This is a genomic window from Ilumatobacter sp. (assembly GCF_041688325.1).
Classification (GTDB): domain Bacteria; phylum Actinomycetota; class Acidimicrobiia; order Acidimicrobiales; family Ilumatobacteraceae; genus Ilumatobacter_A.
The window spans coordinates 1-24,773 of sequence record NZ_JBDNIJ010000109.1; the positions used below are offsets into that span (position 1 = coordinate 1).

Here is a 24,773-nt window from a genome sequence, read left to right on the forward strand (position 1 = left end):
CGCTCGACGAGTCGCCGGCCGTACTCGCGCAGCGCCACACGGATCTCGTTGATGATGACAACCACGTTGGTCTTGGCCCGCTCGCGTCCCGCAAGGAAGAGTTGCGCCGAACCCAACGCAGCTTCGAACATGCCGGCTGTTTCAGCATCGTCGGCGATCTTGCCTCGAACCTCGGCAGCGACTCGGTCGCGCTCGATAACGGCGACGCCGTGGCGCGTCGCTGGGGCTTGTGCCTCGTCTGAACGTCGCATGAGGTCAATTGCTGCAAGGGCGATGCGCGGCTTCACCTCCCACGAAAGTGCCAGGGGGTCGTACTCGTTCTGGCCGCGGGCGCCGTGATCGACGAGGAACTGCTCGAACTCGCCGAGAAACGCATTCGCCTCAGAGCCACCGTTGGTCCGGAGTGCTTCGAGCACGCTGTCGGGTCCGGTTGCGAAGGCTGCGCTCACCGCTTCGGAGGCATTGGCCAGTCGGCCGAGCTTCCACATTGCGTGTGACGGCGCCGCCGAGTCGACTTCGATGCCGGCCAGCAGGCGAATCGACAGGTTTGCGTCGCCGAGACCTTCACAGACAGCAGCGAGGGCGCCCGGGCCGAGCGAAGCCAGCGACGACACCCGCATCGCGTTTTCGAATGTGCGCTGCAGCAACGGCACCATCGAACGGGCCCGAGCGAGCACTGCTGCGTCGGTGAGTGCAGTGAGGTCAGGGCGCTGAGCGCGCTCAGCGCGAACCATCTCCCGATCTGCCTCCAACTCGGGCAGCGAGGTTGCCGACATCGCCCATCCCATCGATGCGCCGAGCTTGGCCTCGTGATCCGGCGACACATGCCACGGGTGCTCCTCGTACGCCGGGACCTCGTCGCGCTCATCAAAGAACGCCTTGTCGATCATTTCGGGCGACGCGCCGGGCATCCGTGCCCCGAGAATACGCGTCAACGTCAACGGATTGTAGATGTACCCGCCGAACATTTTGAACAGATCGGGGCCGTCAGGGTCTTCGAACTCGTCGTAGCTGAGTGCCCCGAGGTCGATGTAGGCGTCGCGCAAGCCCAACGACATGCCCTTGCGGAGGACGAGGCTTTGCCCCAGCGGACTGAACGGATCGGGGAACACGTCCGCGGCGTTGCCTCGGGTCCATGCGGGAAATCGTTCGCCGAGCGATGAGTCGGCGAACCAGGTGTTGTTGGTGTTCATGAGGTACTCCCTGTTGCTGGGTTGGATTCGCGGTAGTCGTTGAATTGTTCGTCTCGTTCGCTGAGCGCGGCGGCAACGCCCTTCTCAGCGAATGACTTGAGGTACTCGATGGAGGGAGGCTGGTGAAAGCCGAGTGCCTGGATGTCGGCCGTGGCTCGGATGCCATCGCGGATGCCCATTGCTTCCATCGCCCGGTGGGCCGACCGCTTGTTGAGGGCGAGCAGTTCGGGTGGCACCTTGGCGACCCGTTCGGCCACGGCCAGCACTGCAGCATCGAGGTCGTCAACCGGGAACGCCCGGTTCGCCATGCCGGCGGTCACTGCGTCGGTGCCGCTCATGGCGTCGCCGGTGAGGAGCGCTTCCATGCCGCGTCGCAGCCCCATCAGCCAAGTCTGCCATTGCATGTCGGGCGGCGACATCAATCGCACCGGCGGGTAACCGATCTGTGCGTCTTCGGCGACGTAGACGAGGTCGCAGGCTGCAGCGAGTTCGGTGCCTCCGGCCAAACACCAGCCGTGTACCTGGCCGATGATCGGCGTGGCCATGTCCCACATTTCGAGCCAGTTGTTGACGACGTGGCGACTCCACCAACCATCGGCCTTCGCGATTGATCGTTCGACATCGTGGTTGGGTGATCCGAGGTCATAGCCAGCCGAGAAGCACGACCCGCCGCCGCGGATGATGATCACTGAGACATCACGCGAGCGATCGGCCTCGCGCAGCGCATCAAACAGTGCGCCGCGTAGTGCGTCGTTGAGCGCGTTGCGCTTCTCGGGACGGTTCAAGGTGAGGCGCCGGATACGCGGCGCTGGGTCGTCGATCAACAAGACGTCCGACGTTGCGTCATTCATGAGTGCAGATCTTTCCACGTTGACGCTCCGAGTAATTGATCGGCCGTTTACTAACGTCGGGGGAATGGAGCTTGACACGGACGTTGACGTCGCTGTACTCGGTTCCGGCGCTGCCGGCCTGGTCGCCGCGATCGCGGCGGCCGACCACGGTGCTGCCGTGACGGTCTTCGAGAAGAGCGAGCTGATTGGCGGAACTTCTGCAATCAGCGGCGGCATCATCTGGATCCCGAACAACCATCTGCAAGCTGAGGCAGGGATTGCCGATTCACGTCGTGCGGCGCTGGCCTATTTCGAGTCGCTGTCGTTAGGGCAGATCGACTCGGACATGGCTGCCACGTTCGTCGACGTCGGCCCCGAGATGCTTGCCCACCTTGACGCACACACACCGTGTTCGTTCCATCTTCTGCCGACCTATCCCGATTACCACCCCGAACACCCTGGCGGCCTTGCAGGGGGTGGCCGGTCGATCGACAACGGGTTGTTTGCCTTCAGCGAGCTCGAGGAGTGGGCCGACCGCATCCGGGTCAACCGGCCGAATCCGGTCATGTTGATCGAGACCCCGCTCGGTGGGGCGAGCGAGATGCCGTCGACCGACACGCTTGTCTCTCGTGCTTCGGCGGGTCAGAACGGCATGGGCCTCGGCCTCGTTGGGGCCTTGGTCCGAGGCTGTCTCGACAGGGGTGTGACATTCCGTCTCGGTGCTGCGGCGAATCATCTGACCACCAGCAACGGGCGGGTCACGGGGGTGCAAGTGATGTCGCAAGATCACGTCATCGACGTGCGCGCCTCGGCGGTCGTGCTGGCGACGGGCGGTTTCGAATGGAACGAAGAATTGTGTCGCACGTTCTTGCGCGGGCCGATGTCGGCTCCATCGGGGTCACCCGATAACACCGGCGATGGCCTCGTTATGGCGATGGAAATCGGGGCCCGTCTTGGCAATATGCGCAATGCGTGGTGGGTGCCGGTGACGAGGGCTGACGGCGCACAGAAGTGGGGTGCGGATCGACCGCACCTCGTGCTGTTGGAACGCACCCGGCCGGGATCGATCATGGTCAATCGCTCAGCCCGGCGGTTTTGCAACGAGGCGGGGAACTACAACGCAATGGGCGGGGTGTTCCACCAATTCGACCCGGCGACGTTCGACTATCCGAACCTGCCGGCCTGGCTGATCTTTGATCATCGTCACAAGACGACCTATGACGTTGCGTCGTGTCGGGCAGTGGACCCGCCCGCCGAGTGGATGGTGCAGGCCGAGACCGTCGAAGGGCTTGCCGTGGAACTCAACCTCGACCCCGTGATCCTTCGCCAGACCGTCGACAGATTCAACACTGATGCGAGGAACGGCGAAGACCCCGACTTCCAACGCGGCGTCAGCGCATACGACGCGTTCAACGGCGACCAGTCACTTGATGGCGTTGCGGCCACACTTGGACCACTCGACCGAGGTCCGTACTACGCGTTGCCGATCGAGAGTGGCTCTTTGGGCACCAACGGAGGCCCGAAGACCGACACGCGTTGCCGGGTTCTCTCCCTTGGCGGGGGAGTGATCGATGGCCTGTTTGCCGCAGGCAACGTGATGGCGGCGCCGACTGGCATGGTGTACGGCGGAGCGGGCGGCACGCTCGGACCCGCCATGACGTTCGGTTTCATTGCAGGTCGCGAAGCGGCAGCGGCAGTGGCAGCGGCAGTGGGGACAGGGTTATGAGTCTCCGCGTCGCGCTCGTGACGAAGGGCCATCCGTTCGACGCCGACGCCTTCTTTGCAGTGTTCGATTCATTCGACGATGTCGAGTGGAGGCATGTTGAGCATCCGGAGGCCTTGGCGCTCGTCGAACCCGGCCGTGCAAGTGAGTACGACGTGTTCGTCATGTACGACATGCCGGGCATCACCTTCAGCCGAAGCGATCCACCCGCTGAGTTTTCTGAACCGCCCGACGGCTATCCAGAGGCGTTCGAAGCGCTACTCGCGGCCGGTAAGGGCATGGTTTTCCTCCACCATGCGATCGCCGGTTGGCCGACCTGGGAGCGCTACGCCCACATCGTTGGAGGTCGCTTCCATTACCAGCCGGCGACGCTCGACGGTACCGACTATCCCGACTCGGGATACCGGCACGACGTCACTCACACCGTCGAGGTGCTCGACCCGACCCATCCAATCTGCGCGGGACTCGACACGTCGTTCGACATCACCGACGAGGTGTACCTCTTCCCCGTTCTTGACGAGGGGATCGAGCCGTTGATGGCCAGTACCTACGACTTCGTCGACGCGAACTTCTACTCCGCCGACCGAGCGATTCGCGGCACACGCAACGATCGCACGGATTGGTCGCACCCGGCTGGGAGCAACCTGGTGGCGTGGACCAAGCAGGTGGGCGCGTCGCCCATCGCCTATATCCAGTTCGGTGACGGCGCGCAGACCTACGCCGACCCGAACTATCGCCGCATTCTCTCGAATGCGATTGCCTGGGCTGCCAGCAGCTCAACCAGCAGCTCGTAGGCGGCCGGGGTCTGGTGCCGACAGGCTGATCAGATCGCTCGGTCGTGGCCCTCCCAGTAGGGGGCGCGGACTTTGGCCTTCTGCACCTTGCCAGTACCGGTGCGGGGGAGTTCGTCGGTGAAGTCGAACGAACGGGGCACCTTGAAGCCAGCGAGCTGCTCGCGGCAGAACGCGCGCAAGGTGTTGACGAGATCCTCATCGGGGGCAACGCCGACCTGCGGGACGATCACGGCCTTGACCTCTTCGCCGAAGTCGTCGTTCGGAATCCCGATGACGGCGACGTCGGCCACGAGCGAGTGCCCGCCGAGTACGCCTTCGATTTCGGCGGGATAGATGTTGACGCCGCCGGAGATAATCATGTCGATCTTGCGGTCGCTCAGCCAGAGGTACCCGTCGTCGTCGACGTAGCCGATGTCGCCGGTGGTAAAGACGCCGGGTTCGAGGTGCGCGTCGTCGGTCTTTCCGGGTGCGTTGTGGTACTCGAAGTCCATCCCCATCGCATTCCGGAAGTACAGCGTGCCCGGCTCGTTTGGCCCGAGCCGTGTGCCGTCGTCAGCGACGACGATGATCTCCATGTTCGCCGTCGGTGGGCCGACGCTGCCGCCTTTGGCCATCCACTGCTCGGAATCGATCATGGTGATCACCGACCCCTCGGTCGAGCCGTAGTACTCGGTGATCTTCGGGCCCCACCAGTCGATCATCCTTTGCTTGACCACGGGCGGGCACGGCGCCGCGCCATGCAGCACCAACTGCAGCGACGAACCGTCGAAGGACGCCTTGGTTTCGGCTGGAAGGTCGATGAGCCGCTTCATCTGCGTCGGTACGAGGTGGATGTTCGTTGCCTGGTGCCGGTCGATGAGATCGAGCACGCCAGCACTGTCGTACTTGTGCTGCATCACCGTGGCCGAGCCGATGATCATCGGCAGGAACGAGTACGCCCACTGGGCCGAGTGATACACCGGGCCACACAGCACTGTGCGACCGTTGCCGATCACGAGGTCAGAGAATCCGGCACCAATCAGCTGCCACACCGACGGATCGGTCGATGGCGGCATGCTCGACAACGTGCTCCGGACGCCTTTCGGATTGCCGGTCGTGCCCGAGGTGTAGAACATCGGTCCGCCGAAGCTCTGGTTGTCGGGCTCGTCAGCGGAGCCCGTTGCAAGGAACTCGTCGAAGTTTTGGAAGCGACCGGCCGTCGGTGCGCCGATCACCAGCACCAGCTCGATCCCGCTGACACGGTCGTCGTCGAGCGCGCGTGTCACCTCGTCGACGAACTGATGGCCGACGACGACCACCTTGGCGTTCGAGTCGTGCAGGATGTATGCGATTTCGGGACCGACCAAATGCCAGTTGACCGGAATGTGAGTGATGCCGCTGTTCGAGCATGCGAACGACGTTTCGAACCATTCGTTGCAATTTCCGCTGACGATGGCGATCGTGTCGCCCGCGTTGATTCCGGCTTGGCGGAACGCGTGGATGAGTTGGTTGACGCGGGAGTCGAGTTCTACCCATGTGCGCGTGCCGGTGTCATCGGCCAGCGCGAGGTCATCGGGTCGGTCGGTGGCGAATGCCGTGGTGAGTGCAGCCAACGTCAGGCCCACGCATTCTGGAACGTGCCCGACAGGTCCGGTGGCCCACCGTATTGGATCGTGAGTTCGCGGCTGGCAAAGAGCCACTGGCCGTCGACGCGGATGTAGGTGTCGTCGTAGTAGGCAAGAAGAATGCCGCGTTCGTCGTTGGCGCGATGCCAGTGCTCGTGGACATACCACCGGCCCGTGCCGGTGCCTGCTGAGTCGTCAACAGTGGCTGTTCCGTTCACCACGTTCTGCACCACGGCCTTGAACCCGTCCATCGCGGAATTCCAGAGACCGAGGATTGCCTCTTGCCCCTCGACCCGGCGCCCCTTGCCGAGTTCCCACACGGCATCGGCTGCCCATGTGGCAGCCCACTGATCAGGATTGCGATGCACGACGGCGTCGGCGTACTGGTGCACCAGATCTTTGATGGCGTCTCTACTCACGTGTTGGCTCCTTCGTTGATGTACTGGCGGACCAAGGACTGAAAGTGACGGGCCCGGACCTCTTGATAGTTGCCCAGCGTTTGTCCCCGCTTCTTGCTGGATTTAAATCCCCGCGTTTGGGCTGCGAGGTTCGACGTGTCCTGATCGAGTACCTGGGCGAGCGAGATCGGCAGCCCCGGCACGGTGGTGTAGCTGTCGTCGATACCAAGGTCGACTGGCGCAGCGGGGCGTGGAGGCCGACCCGAGCGCGGTTTCGGCCGGAGGTAGAGCACCTCGTAGATGCACTGATCAGGATCGGGGCCGTCAGGGCGGAAGCGGTAGCAGAGTGGGATCTGAAGGCCCGGGAAGAAGAACGCATTGGGGAACAGGAAATACTCGATCGAGTCGATCGTTTCGCTCACCGACAAATGCGAGAAGTCGTTGTCGTATGCCTCGCCCAACGTGCCCTGGATGTGGCGGGCGTAGACGTCGCGGGCCCGTTCGCCCTGCGGAATCGTGGGTACGTCGTGGCCGGGGTTTTTGCGAGCCATCAGCATGTTCAGCATGGCTTGTTCGTCGGGCCGCTGCGCTTCGGGTACGTGGGGGCTTGTTGTGGCAACGGTGTGGATGAAGCGCGTGACGTTGTCGCCAAACACGTCGTATTGGGCGTTCGCGTCTCCGGCGGTATAAATCGCCTGACTGTGTGTTTCGAGGATGTGATACGCCTCGAGGAAGGCCTCGGCTGAAGCCTTCCAGTTGGCTGGCAGTTTCTTGCGGATGTGCACTTCGACGTAGCGGTCGCCGAGGTTCCAGTTCTGGAAGTGCTCGGGCAGCACGCCGAGGTACTCCTCCAGCGGCGGCGCCTGTAGCGCGGGCGCACAATCGTCGAAGTTGACGAACACGAACCCACCCCAGATTCCGGTGCGGAGCTGTGGAAGCTGGTACTCGTCAGCAGCGACGTGGGGAAAGTCCCACTCACAAGGCAGATCGATCAGGTCGCCGTCGAGTGACCATGTCCAGCCGTGGAACGGGCAGCGCAGTTTATTGGAGAAGCCGCTGGTGGCCGGCGGCTTGAGTTGTGTGCCGCGGTGCAGACATGAGTTGTGGAAAGCCTTAATTGTGCCGTCGGGGCCGCGGACAACGAGCGCGGACCGATCACCGATGTCGTACACGTAGTAGTCGCCAGGCTCGGGGATGTGTTCTTCACGGCAAGCCCACTGCCAGGTGCGCGACCACATGTGATCGTGTTCGGCCAACGCGTACTCGCGTGAAGTGAATTCCTCATACGGCACGTCCTCGTCACCCTCAAACCTGTAGGACTGAGTGAGAAGTTGCGTTGGAGGCGGCACCGAATCGGCGCTGATGATGTCGTGGGTGCTCGGCCCAGGACAGCGACCGTCGCCGGGTTGCAGGTTGACGGGAGTGATCTGGTCGGTCATGGCGTGCCGCCTGCGGGTGCCGGGGTGTTGATCATCGCGGTCTGTTCGAGAGCGAAGGGAATCGACGTGTCGAGCACTTCTTGCAATTCGATGATGTTGCCGTCGGGGTCGCGGCCGTAGATCGCTCGGAGCCGGGCGACGCCGCCCATTTCTTCGACGGTCGGTGGTGCGCTGTTGAACGTGACGCCGTGTGCTGCGAGCCGTTCATACTCGGCGTCGATGTCGACAACGTCGAGACAAAAGTGGGTGTACCCGTGGTCGGCGGGCGTGCGGTCGGGGTCGGCTGGCGTCGGCGTCGGCGACGAGTACTCGAACAGTTCAAGGTGGGCATTGCCCGCCTGCAGCATCACTTGACGGGCAGCGGATCGGTCGTATCCGCCGATCATCCGGTCGACGAGCGGCCGGTCGGCCCACGCAGTCTCCATGACCCGCGTGAACCCGATGACATCGGTGTAAAACGCAGCGAGTCGATCGAGGTTGGGCGTCGAGATGGCCACGTGGTGGATGCCCCGAATCATGTCAATTGCCGAATCACGTCCACTGGCTCCCTTGCGCTCGCCCGACTTGCTGAACGTTTGTTAGGTTAGTCGGCAGCCGGTTGCACTCTCTCAGCGAAGCCACGAGGACGCAGATTATGACTGACATTGCAGAGCCCTCCATCGACGTTCCGGTTGATGTGCGCGGCATCACCCGGGCCAAAGCGCCCGAGCCCGATCTCACTGGCGCAACGATTACAGGTGACCGGTATTGGTCGGTTGAGTTCGCACAACGCGAGGCTGAGGCGATGTGGCCGAGGGTCTGGCAGGTCGCCGGTCGCGTCGATCAGATTCCCGCCGCGGGCGACTACATCACGTATGAAATCGGCCGCGACTCGGTCATTGCGGTCCGCGGCAGCGACCAGCAGGTACGGGTCTTTTACAACGTGTGCCAACACCGCGGCAATCGGTTGGTCACCGCCGAGTCGGGCTCGCTGATTACAGGTGAGTTCGAGTGTGCCTACCACGGGTGGAGGTTCGGCGATGACGGAAACTTGAACTGGGTGCCAGACGAAGACGACTTCACGCAGGGCAGCCCGTGCGGCAAGCGCAACCTCGTCGAAATGCCGTCAGACACATGGGCTGGATTCATCTGGTTCAACATGGACCCTGAGGCGAAGCCGCTGCGCGATTGGCTCGCCCCCGTTGCTGATCACCTCGACGCGTACCAGATGGAGAACATGCGGCGCACGCACTGGGTCACCGTCGTTGGCGAGTTCAACTGGAAGTGCGTCCAAGACAACTTCAACGAGAGCTATCACCTGCCCTACGTTCATCCCCAGACGCTGGCGTCGATGAACGAGCATCACAGCGGATGCCAATTCGACCTGTATCCGTCGGGCCACGCGCGCATGCTGATGCCCGGTGGCGGTCCCGGCCCTCAGTACAGCGGCAAGCCCGAGCGAACCCTGAAGAGCCTCGCTGCGGACCTGTCGTTCTGGGGTGTCGACGGCGAGCAGTACCGCGACAACCTTCCCGAGCTGCGGCCCGCGCTCCAGCAGGCGAAGCGCCAGCTCGGAGCGGGAAAGGGATACGACTTCTCGCGATATTCCGACGAGCAGCTCACCGACAACTACCACTACACGATCTTTCCGAACATCTCGTTCAGCATGAAGCCCGATGGCTGCATCTGGCTCAGGGCCACGCCGCATCCGACAGATCCGCAGAAGTGCTTCTTCGACATGTGGTACCTCACGTTGTTCCCCGAGGGTTCCAAGGAGTACTTCTCGAACTCGATGAAAGACTGGGTGTCGATCGACCATCAGGTTGAGCACCAGACGGGGCGGGCCGGCGAGGTCTCGTGCGGCCCCGGCATCGACCAGGACGTTGCTATCTGGAACACCCAGCAGCAAGGCCTTCGCTCGCGCGGCTATCGCGGCGAATACACACCCAAGCAAGAGCGGCGCATCAAGTTCTTTCACGACAATCTTGAGCGCTACCTGGCACTGGGCCCGCTCGATGTCTGAGGCGGACGGGCCGATCGGGCTCGGCGACCTTACCGATTTGGCCGACGGCGAGATGCGCTGCTTCGAGCAGGTCGGTCGCGACGGCATTGTGGTATGCCGCGTCGGCAGCGAATTGTTCGCACTGACCGACAACTGCTCGCACGCCGACACGCCCTTGAGTGAAGGTCGATTGCTCGGCTATGGCGTGACCTGCCCGCTCCACGGGGCTTCATTCGACGTGCGTACTGGTGAACACTCTGGGCCTCCCGCCTGGGAAGGTGTGCCGTGCCACGCGGTGACTGAGGTCGATGGCATCGCAATGGTCGTGCTGAGCAACCCAACGCGCGACACCGGCCCCAGTGCTGACGGCAGCCACATGCAGACGCGCTAACGCGCCAGTAGCTCGAGCCCAGCTCAAACGATTCCACCCGAACAAGCACGACAGAATCAGGACTGACACCACATGGCGACATTGCCGACGACCACCAGCGAAATCACCGCAGAATGGATGACCGAGGCCCTGCAGGGGTCGGGGACGATCCCTGCGGGCGTGACCGTTGCACAAGTGCTCCTCGATCCGGCAGGCGCCGGGGTCGGGTTCATGGGCGAAGTAGCGACCGTTGGCGTCGTCTACGACGGTGATGCCGGCAATGCACCAACCACGGTGATTGCCAAGTTCCCGACTCAGTCGCCCGAGATCCGAGCGATGATGCAGCCGACCCGCATCTATGAACGCGAGCATCGCTTCTACAGCGAACTGGCGCATATGAGCCCAGTCCGGACACCCGCCATTTTCCATGTCACGTGCGAGGTCGCGGACGCTGCAGCCGACGAGGCCTACATGCTGCTGATGGAAGACCTCTCCGACCTGCAACTCGGCGACCAAGTCAGCGGCACCACCGTCGAGCAGGCCCGCGCCGCGTTGGTTGGCTTGGCAGCCCACCACGCACGATTCTGGAATGGCGCCGGCATGGAGAACGCCGACTTCATCCCGGTGATCAACGGTCCGCTGAATCAAGCAGGTTCGCCAATCTACGAGGCGTCATTGCCCGGCTTTATGGAGGCATTCGGCTCCGCGATCAAGCCCGAGCTGGCCGACTTCGTTGCCGGCTATGCGGCCATGCGGCCCCAGATTCTTGACGACCTGGCGGCAATGCCGCACACGCTGGTCCATTTCGACTATCGGGCCGACAACCTGTTCTTCGACGATGCAGGCACCGTCGTGGTCATCGACTGGCAAGCAATCAGCCAAGGTGGCGGCGTTGCAGACGTGGCCTACCTGCTGTCGCAGAACCTCACCGTCGACGATCGGCGAGCACACGAGCCCGAACTCCTTCGTGCGTACCACGATGCCCTCGTCGCAGCCGGTGTCTCTGACTATGGCTTTGATGTCTTGACGGCCGACTACCGAGTGGGTGTGGGCTGCGGATGGATGATTCCGGTGCTCGCCGTCGGCAGCCTCGACTTCACCAGCGAGCGTGCTGTTGCACTGTGGACTGCGGTCATCGAACGTGCGCAGAGCGCACTGATCGATCACGGGTTCGGCTCATGAGCGGTCGACTCGACGGCAAGGTCGCTGTCATTACCGGCGCAGCCAGCGGCATCGGAGCGGGCACCGCCCGGATGTTCGTGAAAGAAGGTGCGAAAGTGATCCTCGCTGACATGCAAACCGACGCCGGTATGGCGCTGGCCAACGAACTTGGTGGTGCCGCTCGGTTTGCGCAGTGCAACGTGATGATCGAAGACGAGGTGGCAGCCGCCGTCGACCTCGCCGTCTCGGAGTTTGGCAGTTTGGATGTGATGTTCAACAACGCTGGCATCGTCGGCTCGGTCGGACGGATCTCTGAAACGTCGGTTGAGGCGTGGGACAACACGGTGGCAATCTTGCTGCGTGGCGTGTTCCTCGGTGTCAAGCACGCAGCGCGGGTGATGCTCACGCAGAACTCTGGTGTCATCATCAACACCTCCAGCACAGCAGGCATCCTCGGTGGACTCGGACCGCACGCGTACACCGCCGCCAAACATGGTGTGATCGGCTTGACGAAGTCGGTTGCCAACGAACTCGCTCCCAATGGCATTCGAGTGAATGCCATTTCACCCGGTAATACCGTGACGGCGATGACGGCGACGGTCACGAGCGGCGACCCCGATGCCATCGATGATGCCACTCAGAAGATCGCTGCTGGTTCCCCCCTCGGCTACGCCGGAGTGCCCGACGACATCGCCGCAGCGGCGCTGTACCTCGCCAGCGACGACGCTCGATACGTCTCGGGTCACACGTTGGTCGTCGACGCTGGTCAAACGACGGCTGGAATGTTGCCGAACCGGTTCAACGTTGGCAGCAGTCGGCAGTTTCACGAAGCCGGACGGACCACGTGAGCAGCGGGCTCAGAGATCCCGACGGCTACAGGGTGCGAATCGGGTCTGCGCCGTCCCATGTCGCGGAGGCTGTGCGGACCATCTCGTAGAACCCGCGGAGGCGTTCGTTGCCTTCGTAGATCTCGATGTGGTGACCGAGTTCGAGTTGGGCGTCGTGCATCGCGAATGGCATGCCCGTTGCAGTCTCGGCGTACAACGCTTCCGCAGAGCCGCTGCCGATAAGTTCGGCGTGGGCCGCGGCGAAGTTGTCCACCATGTACGCAACGTGATGAATGCCATGCGGGTACACGAAGGGTTCGGTCTGGCGATCGTGCTGACAGATCAACTCGACCATCAGTGATCCCCACTGTCCGTACGCAGACGAGTGATCGAACGCAGCCGGTTCCCCGCCGAGCCGCACATTGGAAAGCTCGATGTGGTCCAAGACGAAAAACGGACCAACACCGCGCGTCACCCAACGCGCCGCAGCGGACCGTACGTCGTCGACGCCATATGCGATCTGAACCGGTTCACCTATCATGGAACTCACGGTACCGAACGACTGGCTCGGCATCGGTTGTGTGAGGAGTTGGCTGGCGACGCCCCAGGTCGCGTCGGGCCAACATCGCAAGCGGCCAGTCGCTGGCTCGGGACCTTCCGACTCTTTGCCGGAACCAGCGAACGTCGTAGCTTCTGAGGGATGGACGTAGCGATTGCTGGCCTTTTCGACCTTTCTGGCAAGACTGCTGTGGTCACCGGCGCGGCAACGGGGATCGGTGAGGGCATCGCGCGCATCCTTGCTGCTGCTGGCGCGGGCGTGATCGTTGCCGACATCGACGGTGACGGAGCGCAACGAGTCGCTCGCGACATTGGTGGTACTGCGTTGGACCTCGATGTCACCGATGCCGACGCGTGTGCGGCTGCGCTCGGCCATGTCGGCGATCGCCTCGACGTGTTGGTGAACAATGCTGGTTCGTATCACGAGGCGGGCAGCATTCTCGATCAAAGCGTCGAGTCTTGGCAGCGGTCGATCGATATCAACCTCGCGAGCCTGTTCAACTGCTCGAAGCCCGCAGCAGCTCGGATGGTCGAACAGGGTGATGGCGGTGCGATCGTCAACATCGCATCGGTCGACGGCATGCTCCCGTGTCTTGGTACCGGCTACGACACAGCCAAGGCAGGCGCGATCCACTTCTCGAAGAGCTTGGCGGTCGACCTTGCGCCCCACGGAATCAGAGTCAATGCAGTCAGCCCCGGTGTGGTGCCAGTGCCCACACTCGATCGCATGCATGCCGGAGAGATCGAACATTTCTGGCCGAAAAACCCTTCGTTGTCCGGCCTGATGGGTCCGCTCACCACAGGCCGATCGTCGAACGTGCCGCTCGGGAGGAAGGGAACGCCGAACGACATTGCGCACGCGGTTCTGTTTCTGGTGTCGAGCGCATCGAGCTACATCACCGGTCAGAACATCGCTGTCGATGGCGGATGGACGTTGGTGTGAGCGCAGTCAGAGACGTCGAGAACACGCTGCAGGAACTCCTCGACGAACGCGCCATCGTCGCCCTTGCCCTTCGGTACTGCAAAGCGCTTGACACGAAAGACTGGCCTGCTTTGAGAACGGTCTTTCTCGACGACGCCACGGCGCAGCTTGGCCAGCCTCCGATGCTTGCCGGTGTCGACGCGATTGTCACCCGTATTCGCGAAGCGCTCGAGCACCTTGACGACAGCCAACACCTGGTTGGCAATCACGAGGTACTCGTTGACGGCGACGCCGCAACGCACCGCTGCTACCTCCAGGCGCAACATGTTCGCACCGCCGCAGCAGGTGGCCCCAACTACATCGTGGCAGGCCGCTACGAGGATCGTCTGACGCGGACTTCCCAGGGCTGGCGAATAGCACACCGCACGCTCACTGTTATGTGGACTGACGGGAACGTTGCTGTCGTACGCAGTTGAGCAAGCAACATTGGATCGGTGTCGCCGCCATCTGGCCCGGATCTTGACGCTCTGTCACGTCTCGGCAGACCAGCGCATGGACCCGCCCATCCCATATTGCTTCAGCACGAGAGCGCGTTGCGGCGTGATCGCGAGAAACGATGTGTCGGGGGAGTTATCTGGCCCGCCCGGAGCAAATGCGCTGAGGTCGTAGTCAAAGACGCCGTCCCAGAGCCGTCGCTTCGTCGCAACGTCATCGTGCAGGGTGGCAGTACCCCACACTGCGACTCCGTCACCAACTGCAGTCACCTGCCAGTGCAGGGCAACGTTTGCGTTGGCAGCTACGTTGCGGGCTTTCACCGAGTCGACACCGAGCATGGTCCAGAGTGTGTCTCCGTCCCAGCACGGATGTACAGGCACGACATCGGGGGCGCCGTCAGCGCCCACCGTGGCAATGTGCGCCCACGGGCTCAGCTCCGATGCACATGCCTTCACGCCGTCGAGATCGATGTCATTGGCCATGTCGTACTCCGTCAGTTCGGATTGTTCAGGGTGGGGAATTTTCAGGGGCCTTCCCAACGTAGACCAGCCGAGGATTGGTGTCGTTCGTGCCGTTCTTGTTCGGCACGTTGTGGGGCCTGACCGCTTTTTTGTCGTGTTGGTGAGCCTGGTTGGAGATCCTTAACAATCGTTCGGTAATGTCACCCCGATGTTCAACGCAGTGCTGAAACGGATGGCTGAAGCGGATGGCTGAACGTGTCGTCGCCGAAACCGTCGGCATCACCGAACTCATCGATCTCACCGGCAAGCGGGCGTTCGTCACCGGGGGTGCACAGGGCATCGGGATGGCGATTGCTCGCCGGCTCGTCGAGGCGGGCGCGGTGGTCACCATTGGCGATCTTCATCCAGCGGCCGAAGCGGTCGCTGCAGCGATGGGCGCGGGCTTTGCGGCCTGCGACATCACCGAACCGGATCAGCTTGATGCAGCCCTCGACTCGGTAGCCAGTGCTGGCGGGCTCGACATTGTTGTCAACAATGCTGGCATTTTCCCCACGACTGGACCAATGATCGATGTCGCTGATGCGTTCATCCACCGCATGCTCGACGTCAACGTACGCGCCCAGTTCAGTGTCGCCCGCGAGGCTGCCCGCCGAATGGAGCATGGCGGATCGATTGTCAACCTCGCGTCAATCGCTGGGCTCGGTGGCGGCGCCAACATCTCGGCCTACAGCGCTTCAAAGGCCGCCGTTATCTCCTTGACCCGCTCCTTCGCCAACGAACTTGGCCCCAGGGGCATCCGAGTCAATGCCATTGCGCCGGGCATCATTGATACGCCGGGTGTACAAGATCAACTCGCCCCGCTGCAGGCTGGCGGGGTCGACATCAAACAACGCATCGCGGCCAACCCACTCGGAATTGCTGGCCAGCCGGATCATGTTGCCCGAGTTGCCCTGTTTCTTGTTTCCGAACTTGCCGAGTTCGTTACTGGGCACACGCTTGTGGTCGATGGAGGAGCAATCGCATGAGCAATCTCTCGAACCCAACGCCGACAATCGACCAGCTCCTTGCGATTGAGGCGTGCCGCGAGGCGGCGCGTCGCTATTCGTACGGAGTCGACCGACTCGACGTCGAGGTTATGAAGTCTGCGTACTGGCCCAACGCCACGGACGACCACGGTGTGTTCGTTGGAAATGCCTGGGAGTTTTGCGACCGCGTGGTTGGTTCGCACGGCCGGTGGGCCTGGACGGCGCACGCAATCACCAACCACCGCGTCGAATTCGATAACGACACGAACGCTCGTGGCGAGATGTATGTAGAGGCCACGCTCTTCGACGCGGCCAAAGATCAACTGTCGACGTTCCACGGTCGATACCTCGACAACTACGAGCGCCGCGACGGCGAGTGGCGCATCTCGCATCGCGTGTGCGTGTACCACGGCGACCACGTGCAACTTGTCCGGGATTCGATGGGACTTGACGTTTCAGTGTTCCGTCAGAACAGCTTCGATCGCCCCGCTCACCAACGACCGATTGGCCCCTGATGCCTCGATTTGCCCAAGAACGTGCCGCCGCTGATCCAACAGGGTTTGCCCTCGTCGACGACGGTCGCGAACTCACGTGGAGCGAGGTCAACGATGCGCTCAACCGCTGTGCGAACAAACTGCTCGACGCCGCTCGATCCGGCGACCTCGGAGCAGCACACCGGATTGCGGTTTTTGCCGAGAACGCAGCCGAGACCGCACTTGCCCACCTCGGGGGCCTGCTCGCCGGTGCCTCGTCGGTGCCGGTCAACTTCCACCTGACGGCGTCGGAAGCTGCCTACATCTTGAGCGATTCGGAGAGCCGGGTGTTGTTCGTCGGGCCAGAAACCGCCGAGCGGGGCGTCGCTGCGGCCCAGGAAGCCGGTGTCGACGTCGTGATTGGATGGGGCTGCGCCGATATCGAGGGCGTCATCGAGTGGGAAACCTGGCTGGCAAGCGGCCGCCCGACGCACCCGCCCGACGACGTCGTGCCGCGCCCGAACCTGCTGTACACATCGGGCACCACCGGGCTCCCCAAAGGCACCGAGCTTCCACCCACGATGTTCGCCGGTGGCAACAACATGGTCGAACACCTCGATGCGCTGGCGCAGGGAGGGTTCTCAGGATTCGGTACACACCTCGTCGTCGGCCCGATGTACCACACCGGGCCGCTCTCGGGAATGCGACTCTTGTGCGCTGGAGTGCCGTCGGTGATCCTCTCGAAGTTTGACGCTGAAGCAACCCTCGCCGCGATCGACAAGTACCGGACCGAAACGAGCGTGATGGTGCCGACTCACTTCGTGCGGCTGCTTGCTCTGCCCGATGACGTCAAGGCCAAGTACGACGTCAGCTCGATGAAGCTCTTGGCGCACACCGGGGCAAAGTGTCCTGTTGATGTGAAGGCCGAAATGATCAAGTGGTTTGGGCCAGTGTTTAACGATGCGTATGGGGCAACCGAGGTCGGCACCGTGTGTTCTATTGGGAGTCTGGAGTGGCTCGACCATCAGGGCTCCGTCGGCCGATCAGTCGATCCGTTCACGGCGATGATCCTTGACGACGACTTCCAGGAATTGCCTGCAAACACCGAAGGTCCGCTGTACTTTCGCGATGCAACCGGTCGTGGCATCGTGTACCCCAACGATCCCGACAAGACGGCAGCGTCGAATCCGCAGCCCGGCCTCTTCACGCTCGGTGAAATCGGCTACATCGACCCCGATGGTTACGTGTACATCACCGACCGCTTCAGCGACATGGTCGTTTCCGGCGGCGTCAACATCTACCCGGCTGAAGCCGAGCAACTCTTGATCGAGCACCCCGATGTTGCTGATGTGGGTTGTTTTGGCGTACCACACACCGACATGGGCGAGCAGCTCGTTGGTCTGGTGATACCCACCGATCCAGCCAGGCCGCCCACTGCTGGGGACCTGTCCCTGTGGCTGAGCGAACGCTTGAGTCGTTTCAAGTGTCCCCGTGAGTACCACGTGGTCGACGACCTCCTCCGCAGCACGATGGGCAAGATCAATAAGCGCAAGCTGCGCGACGCCTGGCTTGCCGGCGACATCCACGAACTTGAAGCCATCCCGAAGCTCTGACCCCCAGCTATGACCCCAGCTCTGACCCCAGCTCTGACCCCCAGCTCTGACCCCCAGCTCTGAAAGGCGCGACATGACCGAGACCCAGCAACGAGTAAGCGTCGACCCAGCTATGTCAGTCGACGACTTCACCGCAGCAGCGACCGAGTGGTTCCAGGCGAATGCCGAACCCAAGAAGTCAGTCGGACCAGGCGAGGGGGCGGGCCACGGCGCATTCGACGTGTCGGTGTTCGCCGACATGTCGTTCGAACAGGAGCGCGAGCACATCCTCGGCATCGCCGACTGGATCCAGCGCAAGGCCACGCAGGGCTACCACGCTGTCGACTGGGCCGTCGAACACGGCGGCCTCGGGCTCAGCCGTGCGCACGCCCGAGCGCTCGGGCGCGTCGAGCGACAGTTCGAGACGCCAGGAACGCATGAACTCGTCAGTGTGACCGTCGGGCTCATTGCCTCGACGATTCAGGCGCTGGGGTCCGATGCGTTGCAGGCTCGCTTCATTCAGCCGTTGCGTAGCGCCGAGATACTTGCGTGCCAGCTCTTCAGCGAGCCGGGCGCCGGTTCTGACCTTGCGGGTCTGTCGACGCGCGCCGAACGTGACGGCGACGAGTGGGTGATCAACGGGCAGAAGGTGTGGAGCTCGGGCGCTCAGTTCAGCCAGTGGGGTGAGCTGATTGCTCGAACCGACCCCGACGTGATCAAACACAAGGGCCTGACTGCCTTCATGCTGCCCCTCGATACTCCTGGCGTCGAGGTGCGGCCGATCAAGCAGATGAGCGGCGGGTCGTCGTTCTGCGAAGTGTTCTTCACGGACGTTCGCGTGGCCGATGATCTCCGCATCGGCGCCGTCGGCGATGGTTGGAAGGTCGCGACCACGACGCTGAGCTTCGAGCGCGACCATTCCGAGTCGGGCTCCGAAGGTTCGGCATCGGGTGGTTCGTGGAAGCAACTCCTCGGCACAGCCGAGCGGATGGGCCTCACGACCGATCCGGTGACCCGTGACAAGCTCATGCGGGTGTTCATTCACGGCCGTGTCGAGTCGTACACCAATCGTCGTGCTGCTGACCTCGCTCGATCGGGCATGCCTGGCCCCGAGGGGTCGCTTGGCAAGTTGCTGTGGACCGAAGGGATGACACTGATGGCTGAGGTTGTCTCGGGGATGCTCGGTGCCAAGCTCACTGCCGATACGGGGGAGTGGGGCACGTACGAGTGGAACGAACATCTGCTCGGCGCACCGGGCTACCGGATCGCTGGTGGCAGCGACGAGGTGCAGCGCAACATCATCGGCGAACGAGTCTTGGGATTGGCGCGCGAACCGCGCGCCGACACGGGGCCGTGGACCGACATTCCGCGCTGATCACCCGGTCGTCGGTTGGTCAGTCGGGGTCGCCGGCAGCGGCGACGCCTGGCCACAACAGGTGTGTGAGGTTCTGCGCCACCGTGTCGAGATCGCAGTATTCGTCGCCGAGCCACATGGTCGTTACTGTCTGGAATGCTCCGATGACGGCGTAGGCCCACGTGCGAGCGGCGGCGCGATCAAGCCCGGCTTGGACTCGTGCAGCGGTGAAGAGCTCAAGGAGTTGCTGAGCGGATCGATCGACGAGCCGTCGGAGTTGCTCGGTGCTCTGATCGCCGGCGTTCACGAAGAGGTAGATGTTGCGGTCGGTGTCGACAGCGCCAAGGTACCCCCGCACGGCCATCTCGAATCCCGATCGTCCGTCGGTCGCAGAGATCGTGGCGCCCCGCACGGCGACGTCAATACGGTCGACCAAAAATTCAGAGAGTGCAGTGACCAGTGCTGCCTTGTCGCCGACGGTGCGGTACAGGATTGGCTTACTCACGCCGGCCTCGGCAGCGATGTCTTCCATCGTGACCAGTGGGCCGTTGGCGGTAATCGAACGCACCGCGGCAGCGAGGAGTTGCGCGCGGTCGGCCACGACACGTCCACCTTTGGGGCGTCCTGGCCGGCGTCGCTCGAGGCACGCCTCGACGTCAGTGGATCGCACGGGCATCGCTGCACGATAGCAGTGGCGACCGGCGTCGCAGATTGAACAAAAGAAATATGTACTCGGAGTAAATTGAAGTGCCTGAATCGTGTTACCGTCGGTCCATGACGACTCTTGATGTCTCTGCGACCGATGCGCCCACAGGGGGACTCCCCTGGCACCTCCGGAACAACTGGGCCCCAGTACTCGATGAAGTCACCGAGACCGAACTTCGTGTCGAGGGCACCATCCCCACCGAGCTCCAAGGCACCTACGTGCGCACCGGCCCGAACCCCGCGTCGGGTAAGTCCGACCACTGGTTCTTCGGCGACGGCATGTTGCACGGCGTGCGGATCGCCAACGGTAAGGCCGAGTGGTACCGCAACCGCTTCATCCAAACACCGAACATTTCCGACCCAGCCGACGACCCGATGGCTGGCATGGGTGACTTGACCCGCGGTACCGGCAACACGCACGTCATGGCGCACAACAAGGAACTGCTGTGTCTCGAGGAAGGGCACTGGCCGTGGAAGGTCGACGCCGAACTCAACACGCTCGGCTATCAGAACTACGACGGAGCATTGACGTGTTCGATGACGGCGCACCCCAAGATCTGCCCCGTCACGGGCGAGCTGATCGCTTTCAGCTATCTCAACCCAGAACCGCCATTCTTGAACTACATCCGCGTCAGCGCCGATGGCCAACTGCAGCAGCTTGAGGGCATCGAGCTGCCGAACATGGTGATGATGCACGACTTCAACGTCACCCGGAACTACGTCATCTTCATGGACCTCCCGGTGTGCTTCGACCTTGCAGCCCTCGAGACCGGCCTGCCGTTCATGTTCAACAAAGATGCCGGCGCTCGTCTTGGCGTGATGCCCCGCAACGGCACGAATGCCGACGTGCGCTGGTTTGACATCGACCCGTGCTACGTCTTTCATCCCGTCAACGCGCACGAACAGGGCAACAAGATCGTGCTGCACGTCTCGCGCCAACCCGAAGCCTTCGGGGCGAGCAACGACGACTACGCCGAAGTCGGGCGCCTGTGGAAGTGGACGATTGACCTCGATGCTGGCGTCGTGACCGAGGAACAGGTCGATGATCGCCCCGGCGACTTCGGACGCGTCGACGATCGAATGATCGGCCTCGATGCCAATTTCGGATACCTCATGGCAATGGCGGGTGAAGGCAACTCCGAAGAACCGGTCTACGGATCAGCGCTGTGGAAGTACGACCTTCGGACCGGTGCCTGCACCGAGCATCAACTCGGTGACGGCGTGCGTGGTGCCGAGCCGGTCTTCGCTCCAGCGTCGCCCGATGCTGGCGAAGACGAAGGCTGGATCATCAGCCTGTCGCACGACACGGCGTCTGATCAGTCGCGGCTTTTGATCATCGACGCTCAGAACTTCTCGGCGCCGCCCGTGGCCACGATCCACCTGCCGCGACGCGTGCCATACGGAGCGCACGGCAGCTGGGTGCCCGACAGCGCCATGCAGTGAGACGCGCCCGATTGCTGTGAAATTCATTGAGCAGCGCTCGGCACTCGCAGGCGGGATCAGCGTGGTGTGATCAGCGTGGTGTGATCAGCGTGGTGTGACGCTGACGTTGGTCGGGCCGATGTCGAGCCACTGGTACAGGTGCTCCCAGAAGTGGCGGATTTTGGTTTCGTTGTAGTTACCGAAGACCACCTCTTGGCGCTCTTGGGCCTTCAGGCCTTTCTGCACCAGCGGCAGATTGATTGAATCCTGCTGGAAGATCTTCGCGGTCATCCCGAGTTCGGGCGCCAAGGTCCAGTCGTCGTCGGGCCCGAGCTTGGTGACCTGCGCCGGCTTGGGCCGGTTGTTCTGATCTTTGCAGGGAACGAACATCATGACTTCGAAGATGCATTCGTCGGGATTGTTGCCGTGCGGCCGAAAGCGGTAGAAAAGCGCGTTGAACACACCCCAGGGTGACCAGTTGGGAAACACCGAGTAGTAGATCGAGTCCACCATCTCGGCGTCGCTGAAAAGCTCTGGGTCGATCGCATCGCCGTATTGCTGCGTGGCCGCAGCGCGCCGCTGGGCAGCGAGCCAGGCGCGCACCTCACTGGCCGAATCGACACCGGCTGGCGGGTCAGGAATGGCCAGTGGCGTGTTGAGGAGGCCGTCCGGTGTCGGCCCACCGATCCATTTGCACAAGTGGGGGTCGGCCTGCGTGATGTTGCCGTCGAGATGGCGTGCTTCGTCGTCGAAGAGGCTTTCGTTGCCGTCGAGATCGGTCACCCGGACTCGACCGAGTTCGACGCGCTCGTAGATGAATCCATTCATCGGATGCCGGAACCGGGCAAATTGTTGGCCGTCGGCGAGCCGCTCGTAGTGAGTCATGCCCGCGAGATGGGGGCTCTCGATGCCCTGTGGAGAGATCGCTCGGGAGAAGTTGCCGTAGGTGTCGTAGCGCGTGTTCGCGTCGCCGAGGGTCTCCATCAGTGTCGGATGAGTTGCGACCACGTGGTACGACTCCATGAACGCTTCTTGGCAGGCCTTCCAGTTGACACGCATGATCTTTTCGACGTGCGCGACCTTGATGCGTTGCTCGAATGGGTACTTCTCGAAGTGTTCGTCGAGACCGGCGAGGTGCTCAGACAGCGGTCCTGCGGATCGGTCGGGATTGACGAAGACGAAGCCGTGCCACGTCTCGACCAGCGCCTCGGGCAGCGAGAAGTCCTCCTGCTTGACGCTGGGGAAATCCCACTCGCACGGGATCTCCTTCAACGAGCCGTCAAGGTTCCAGGCCCATCCGTGGAATGGGCAGCGCAGGGTCTTGGCGCCTCGTCCGCTGGTCTCGCGCAGCAGGCGGCCCCGGTGGAGGCACGCATTGCGGTATGCCTTGATGCCATCGGCTGTTCGCACGATCAGAAACGACAGGTCAGCGATCTCGTACACGTGGTAGTCGCCCACGTCGGGGATTTCCTCTTCGAGACACACCATCTGCCAAATCCTGCTCCACAGCTTCTCGACTTCGAGCGCGTGAAATTCAAGCGACGTGTAGTACGCAGCAGGGACTCGAGTGTTGCCGTCGCTGAGCCCCTCACGAGACTCGTTGCGCAGCAGATCCGAGACGGGATGGGAGTCGCCGTCAAGGAGCTCAGTGAGGCTGACTCCTGCGGATCGGGTCGTGCCGGTGATGGTCTCTGTCATGTTCGCTCTTTCTGTTGTTTTGTCTTTCGCTGTTACGGGCGGCTGTCTCGGACTGGTTCTCGAGTGGCTTCAGAACTCGGAGAGGAATTCTCCGGAATTGTTGTCGGCCGCGGCGTGGAACGAGCGCATGACGAACTCATTGAGCAGGACTCGCCCGCGTTCGTTGCCCGGATCGATGTTGGCAACTGCCACTTGCGCCCATGCTTGGTGGAGGAGGCAGTAGCGGTAGTCGCGCCAGCACGTGGCAAAGTCGTAGCCGACGACTCCTGCCGCCACGAGCTCGTCGTGGTAGTGAGTCACGATGTCGTGTTCCCATGCTCGACGGTTGGCAACCGTGACCGACATGCCGAGGAAGTTTGCGATGTCCCAGGTCCCCACGTGACGAGTTGAGAGTTGGAAGTCGAGCATGGTGACAACGTCATCGCCGGCGCTGCCACCGAACAGGTAGTTCTCGGCTCGACAGTCGGTGTGGGTGAACGTTCCAGGTGAGTTGTGTGTCCACCAGTCGAGCATCTGGGGATACCGCGGTGTGAGCTGCGCACACCAGTCGATCACCTGCGGGGGCACGCTGCTACTCCAGGTGTCGACGAACTCGGCCCAGTTGGATGCAACGAGCGCGCCAGCCCCCTTATAGAGGTCGTTGTTCATTGGCGGAAGCCATGTCATTGCGTGGAGGGCGTCGGTCTCCCAGTAATCGGCGTGCAGTGCTGCGACAGTGCGTGCGATCGCCTGCGATTCCTCCAACGTCGCCCCGACGACCTGGTCAATCATTGAGGCACCTTCGATTGCTTCGATCACGAGCACGAACGGGGCACCACCATCGGCCATTTCAGCGATGTGGCAGTGCGGAGTCCGAACGGTCAGTTTGGTAGCCACGTTCGAGTAGAAGTTGATCTCTCGTTCGTAGAAGCCCATCAACTGACTGATCGCGACGTTCTCGGGATGAATCGATTGGCACTTGGCGATGAGTGTTGCCGGTCCGGAGTGTTGATCGGCATACGTCAGAGTCAGACGAGCGACTTCGCCGAGGATGCCGATGCCTTCGCCAATGTGCTCGATCGCGACCTCGACGATGGTGCCAATGTCGTCACCGAGGTGCTCGTTGAGCCAGTCGACAGTGATCTGGTCAACCTGGGTGGGAATCATCCAGTGGCCTGCACCCGAGTTGTGGTCTTGCCGGCCGGCGAGTTGGCGAACATTGCTTCTGAGTCGAACCCGATCCGTGCGTCGGGTGCGATCCGAATAACCACCCGTCCGGGGCTATCGAGATGCGCCACAAAGGCTTCTTGTGCACTGGGGTTTCCCGGCCGAACCTTGGCGGCGAGAACTGGGTAGAAGCCGGTGAGTGTGGCGCGATCGTCGAACACTTCGGCATTGCCCTTGTACGTGACGGCCTGGCTGATGCCGATGTCGGTACCGCGACTCGAGATGGCTACTGCCACACGTGGCCGGGCCTCGATGGCTGGGACTCGTTTGCGCCGACGGGTACACGTCAGCCAAAAGGCATCGTCGCGGTACACGAAGTTCATGATGACGCCGACGGGGTCACCAGCCTTGGTACTCCACATGAAGGTGCATTCGGTCTGAGAGTCGAGCAACGCCTGCTCGCGTTCGCCCGACAGCGTGAACATCGAAACATCCTCGTAGCTGTCGACGTGGTCCTTGGATTTGTCGTCGTTCACTGCGTTCTCTTTCGCTTGGTAGCGGAGTTGTCAGGGTCCGTTGGGAGGTGGTTACTGAATACCGGT

Annotated in this window: 25 protein-coding genes; 13 read left to right on the top strand and 12 right to left on the bottom strand. The window is 62.4% G+C overall.

Annotation, left to right across the window (positions count from 1 at the left end; all coding sequences use genetic code 11):
- Nucleotides 1-1,193, bottom strand: a 1,193-nt coding sequence (locus ACH2EI_RS07355; protein WP_395159579.1) for a hypothetical protein, incomplete at its 3' end; no start/stop codon positions are given.
- Complete coding sequence (locus ACH2EI_RS07360; protein WP_395154039.1) at nt 1,190-2,044, bottom strand: enoyl-CoA hydratase-related protein; 855 nt, start codon at nt 2,042-2,044, stop codon at nt 1,190-1,192. The genes ACH2EI_RS07355 and ACH2EI_RS07360, both read right to left, overlap by 4 nt.
- 64 nt (nt 2,045-2,108) lie before the next feature.
- Between ACH2EI_RS07360 and ACH2EI_RS07365 the strand changes: the two genes are divergently transcribed.
- Entirely contained in the window at nt 2,109-3,749 is a 1,641-nt protein-coding gene (locus ACH2EI_RS07365; RefSeq protein ID WP_395154040.1) for an FAD-dependent oxidoreductase, read from the top strand.
- Entirely contained in the window at nt 3,746-4,540 is a 795-nt protein-coding gene (locus tag ACH2EI_RS07370) for a ThuA domain-containing protein (protein WP_395154041.1), read from the top strand. Before ACH2EI_RS07365 ends, ACH2EI_RS07370 begins: the two co-directional genes overlap by 4 nt.
- 29 nt (nt 4,541-4,569) lie before the next feature.
- On the opposite strand, the gene ACH2EI_RS07375 is transcribed toward ACH2EI_RS07370, so the two are convergent.
- The 4 genes from ACH2EI_RS07375 to ACH2EI_RS07390 are packed head-to-tail and all read right to left on the bottom strand — an operon-like array spanning nt 4,570 to nt 8,499.
- Nucleotides 4,570-6,144: an AMP-binding protein gene (locus tag ACH2EI_RS07375; RefSeq protein ID WP_395154042.1), complete on the bottom strand. Its 1,575-nt coding sequence runs from the start codon at nt 6,142-6,144 to the stop codon at nt 4,570-4,572.
- Nucleotides 6,135-6,563: a nuclear transport factor 2 family protein gene (locus ACH2EI_RS07380; protein WP_395154043.1), complete on the bottom strand. Its 429-nt coding sequence runs from the start codon at nt 6,561-6,563 to the stop codon at nt 6,135-6,137. Before ACH2EI_RS07380 ends, ACH2EI_RS07375 begins: the two co-directional genes overlap by 10 nt.
- On the bottom strand, nt 6,560-7,981 hold the full coding sequence (locus ACH2EI_RS07385; protein ID WP_395159581.1) for a Rieske 2Fe-2S domain-containing protein: 1,422 nt from the start codon (nt 7,979-7,981) through the stop codon (nt 6,560-6,562). Before ACH2EI_RS07385 ends, ACH2EI_RS07380 begins: the two co-directional genes overlap by 4 nt.
- Nucleotides 7,978-8,499, bottom strand: a complete 522-nt coding sequence (locus ACH2EI_RS07390; RefSeq protein ID WP_395159583.1) for a VOC family protein — start codon at nt 8,497-8,499, stop codon at nt 7,978-7,980. The genes ACH2EI_RS07385 and ACH2EI_RS07390 overlap by 4 nt, the downstream gene beginning before the upstream one ends.
- A 116-nt stretch (nt 8,500-8,615) precedes the next feature.
- On the opposite strand from ACH2EI_RS07390, the gene ACH2EI_RS07395 reads away from it, so the two are divergent.
- The 4 genes from ACH2EI_RS07395 (at nt 8,616) to ACH2EI_RS07410 (ending at nt 12,341) form a co-directional block, all read left to right on the top strand.
- Nucleotides 8,616-9,983 (top strand): aromatic ring-hydroxylating dioxygenase subunit alpha, encoded by a 1,368-nt coding sequence (locus ACH2EI_RS07395; RefSeq protein WP_395154046.1) that lies wholly within the window; start codon nt 8,616-8,618, stop codon nt 9,981-9,983.
- Nucleotides 9,976-10,353, top strand: coding sequence for a Rieske 2Fe-2S domain-containing protein (locus ACH2EI_RS07400; protein WP_395154047.1), 378 nt, complete (start codon nt 9,976-9,978; stop codon nt 10,351-10,353). Before ACH2EI_RS07395 ends, ACH2EI_RS07400 begins: the two co-directional genes overlap by 8 nt.
- Nucleotides 10,354-10,425: 72 nt before the next feature.
- Entirely contained in the window at nt 10,426-11,514 is a 1,089-nt protein-coding gene (locus tag ACH2EI_RS07405; RefSeq protein ID WP_395154048.1) for a phosphotransferase, read from the top strand.
- Nucleotides 11,511-12,341: a glucose 1-dehydrogenase gene (locus ACH2EI_RS07410; RefSeq protein ID WP_395159585.1), complete on the top strand. Its 831-nt coding sequence runs from the start codon at nt 11,511-11,513 to the stop codon at nt 12,339-12,341. The genes ACH2EI_RS07405 and ACH2EI_RS07410 overlap by 4 nt, the downstream gene beginning before the upstream one ends.
- Before the next feature lie 25 nt (nt 12,342-12,366).
- Here the strand turns inward: ACH2EI_RS07410 and ACH2EI_RS07415 are convergent, their stop codons facing one another.
- Nucleotides 12,367-12,861 (bottom strand): VOC family protein, encoded by a 495-nt coding sequence (locus ACH2EI_RS07415; RefSeq protein WP_395154050.1) that lies wholly within the window; start codon nt 12,859-12,861, stop codon nt 12,367-12,369.
- Nucleotides 12,862-13,020: 159 nt separating this feature from the next.
- Between ACH2EI_RS07415 and ACH2EI_RS07420 the strand changes: the two genes are divergently transcribed.
- Nucleotides 13,021-13,821: an SDR family NAD(P)-dependent oxidoreductase gene (locus tag ACH2EI_RS07420; protein WP_395154051.1), complete on the top strand. Its 801-nt coding sequence runs from the start codon at nt 13,021-13,023 to the stop codon at nt 13,819-13,821.
- Nucleotides 13,818-14,276 carry a nuclear transport factor 2 family protein gene (locus ACH2EI_RS07425; RefSeq protein ID WP_395154052.1) on the top strand — a complete coding sequence of 153 codons (459 nt, stop codon included), beginning with the start codon at nt 13,818-13,820 and terminating at the stop codon, nt 14,274-14,276. The genes ACH2EI_RS07420 and ACH2EI_RS07425 overlap by 4 nt, the downstream gene beginning before the upstream one ends.
- 54 nt (nt 14,277-14,330) lie before the next feature.
- Here the strand turns inward: ACH2EI_RS07425 and ACH2EI_RS07430 are convergent, their stop codons facing one another.
- Nucleotides 14,331-14,777 carry a pyridoxamine 5'-phosphate oxidase family protein gene (locus ACH2EI_RS07430; protein WP_395159587.1) on the bottom strand — a complete coding sequence of 149 codons (447 nt, stop codon included), beginning with the start codon at nt 14,775-14,777 and terminating at the stop codon, nt 14,331-14,333.
- Nucleotides 14,778-15,001: 224 nt separating this feature from the next.
- Between ACH2EI_RS07430 and ACH2EI_RS07435 the strand changes: the two genes are divergently transcribed.
- The 4 genes from ACH2EI_RS07435 to ACH2EI_RS07450 all read left to right on the top strand — a co-directional run bounded on the left by ACH2EI_RS07435 (nt 15,002) and on the right by ACH2EI_RS07450 (nt 19,221).
- Nucleotides 15,002-15,781: an SDR family NAD(P)-dependent oxidoreductase gene (locus tag ACH2EI_RS07435; RefSeq protein ID WP_395154744.1), complete on the top strand. Its 780-nt coding sequence runs from the start codon at nt 15,002-15,004 to the stop codon at nt 15,779-15,781.
- Nucleotides 15,778-16,296, top strand: a complete 519-nt coding sequence (locus ACH2EI_RS07440; RefSeq protein ID WP_395154745.1) for a nuclear transport factor 2 family protein — start codon at nt 15,778-15,780, stop codon at nt 16,294-16,296. Before ACH2EI_RS07435 ends, ACH2EI_RS07440 begins: the two co-directional genes overlap by 4 nt.
- Nucleotides 16,296-17,867: an AMP-binding protein gene (locus ACH2EI_RS07445; protein ID WP_395154746.1), complete on the top strand. Its 1,572-nt coding sequence runs from the start codon at nt 16,296-16,298 to the stop codon at nt 17,865-17,867. The genes ACH2EI_RS07440 and ACH2EI_RS07445 overlap by 1 nt, the downstream gene beginning before the upstream one ends.
- A 73-nt stretch (nt 17,868-17,940) precedes the next feature.
- A complete protein-coding gene (locus ACH2EI_RS07450) occupies nt 17,941-19,221 on the top strand; it encodes an acyl-CoA dehydrogenase family protein (protein ID WP_395154747.1) in 1,281 nt (426 codons plus the stop codon).
- Between the two features lie 19 nt (nt 19,222-19,240).
- Here the strand turns inward: ACH2EI_RS07450 and ACH2EI_RS07455 are convergent, their stop codons facing one another.
- Nucleotides 19,241-19,876: a TetR/AcrR family transcriptional regulator gene (locus ACH2EI_RS07455; RefSeq protein WP_395154748.1), complete on the bottom strand. Its 636-nt coding sequence runs from the start codon at nt 19,874-19,876 to the stop codon at nt 19,241-19,243.
- Nucleotides 19,877-19,974: 98 nt separating this feature from the next.
- On the opposite strand from ACH2EI_RS07455, the gene ACH2EI_RS07460 reads away from it, so the two are divergent.
- A complete protein-coding gene (locus ACH2EI_RS07460) occupies nt 19,975-21,348 on the top strand; it encodes a carotenoid oxygenase family protein (RefSeq protein WP_395154749.1) in 1,374 nt (457 codons plus the stop codon).
- 84 nt (nt 21,349-21,432) lie between these two features.
- Here the strand turns inward: ACH2EI_RS07460 and ACH2EI_RS07465 are convergent, their stop codons facing one another.
- The 3 genes from ACH2EI_RS07465 to ACH2EI_RS07475 all read right to left on the bottom strand — a co-directional run bounded on the left by ACH2EI_RS07465 (nt 21,433) and on the right by ACH2EI_RS07475 (nt 24,707).
- Nucleotides 21,433-23,025 carry an SRPBCC family protein gene (locus tag ACH2EI_RS07465; protein ID WP_395155047.1) on the bottom strand — a complete coding sequence of 531 codons (1,593 nt, stop codon included), beginning with the start codon at nt 23,023-23,025 and terminating at the stop codon, nt 21,433-21,435.
- A gap of 69 nt (nt 23,026-23,094) precedes the next feature.
- Complete coding sequence (locus tag ACH2EI_RS07470; protein ID WP_395155046.1) at nt 23,095-24,171, bottom strand: phosphotransferase; 1,077 nt, start codon at nt 24,169-24,171, stop codon at nt 23,095-23,097.
- Complete coding sequence (locus ACH2EI_RS07475; RefSeq protein WP_395155045.1) at nt 24,168-24,707, bottom strand: pyridoxamine 5'-phosphate oxidase family protein; 540 nt, start codon at nt 24,705-24,707, stop codon at nt 24,168-24,170. Before ACH2EI_RS07475 ends, ACH2EI_RS07470 begins: the two co-directional genes overlap by 4 nt.
- Between the last annotated feature and the right edge of the window lie 66 nt (nt 24,708-24,773).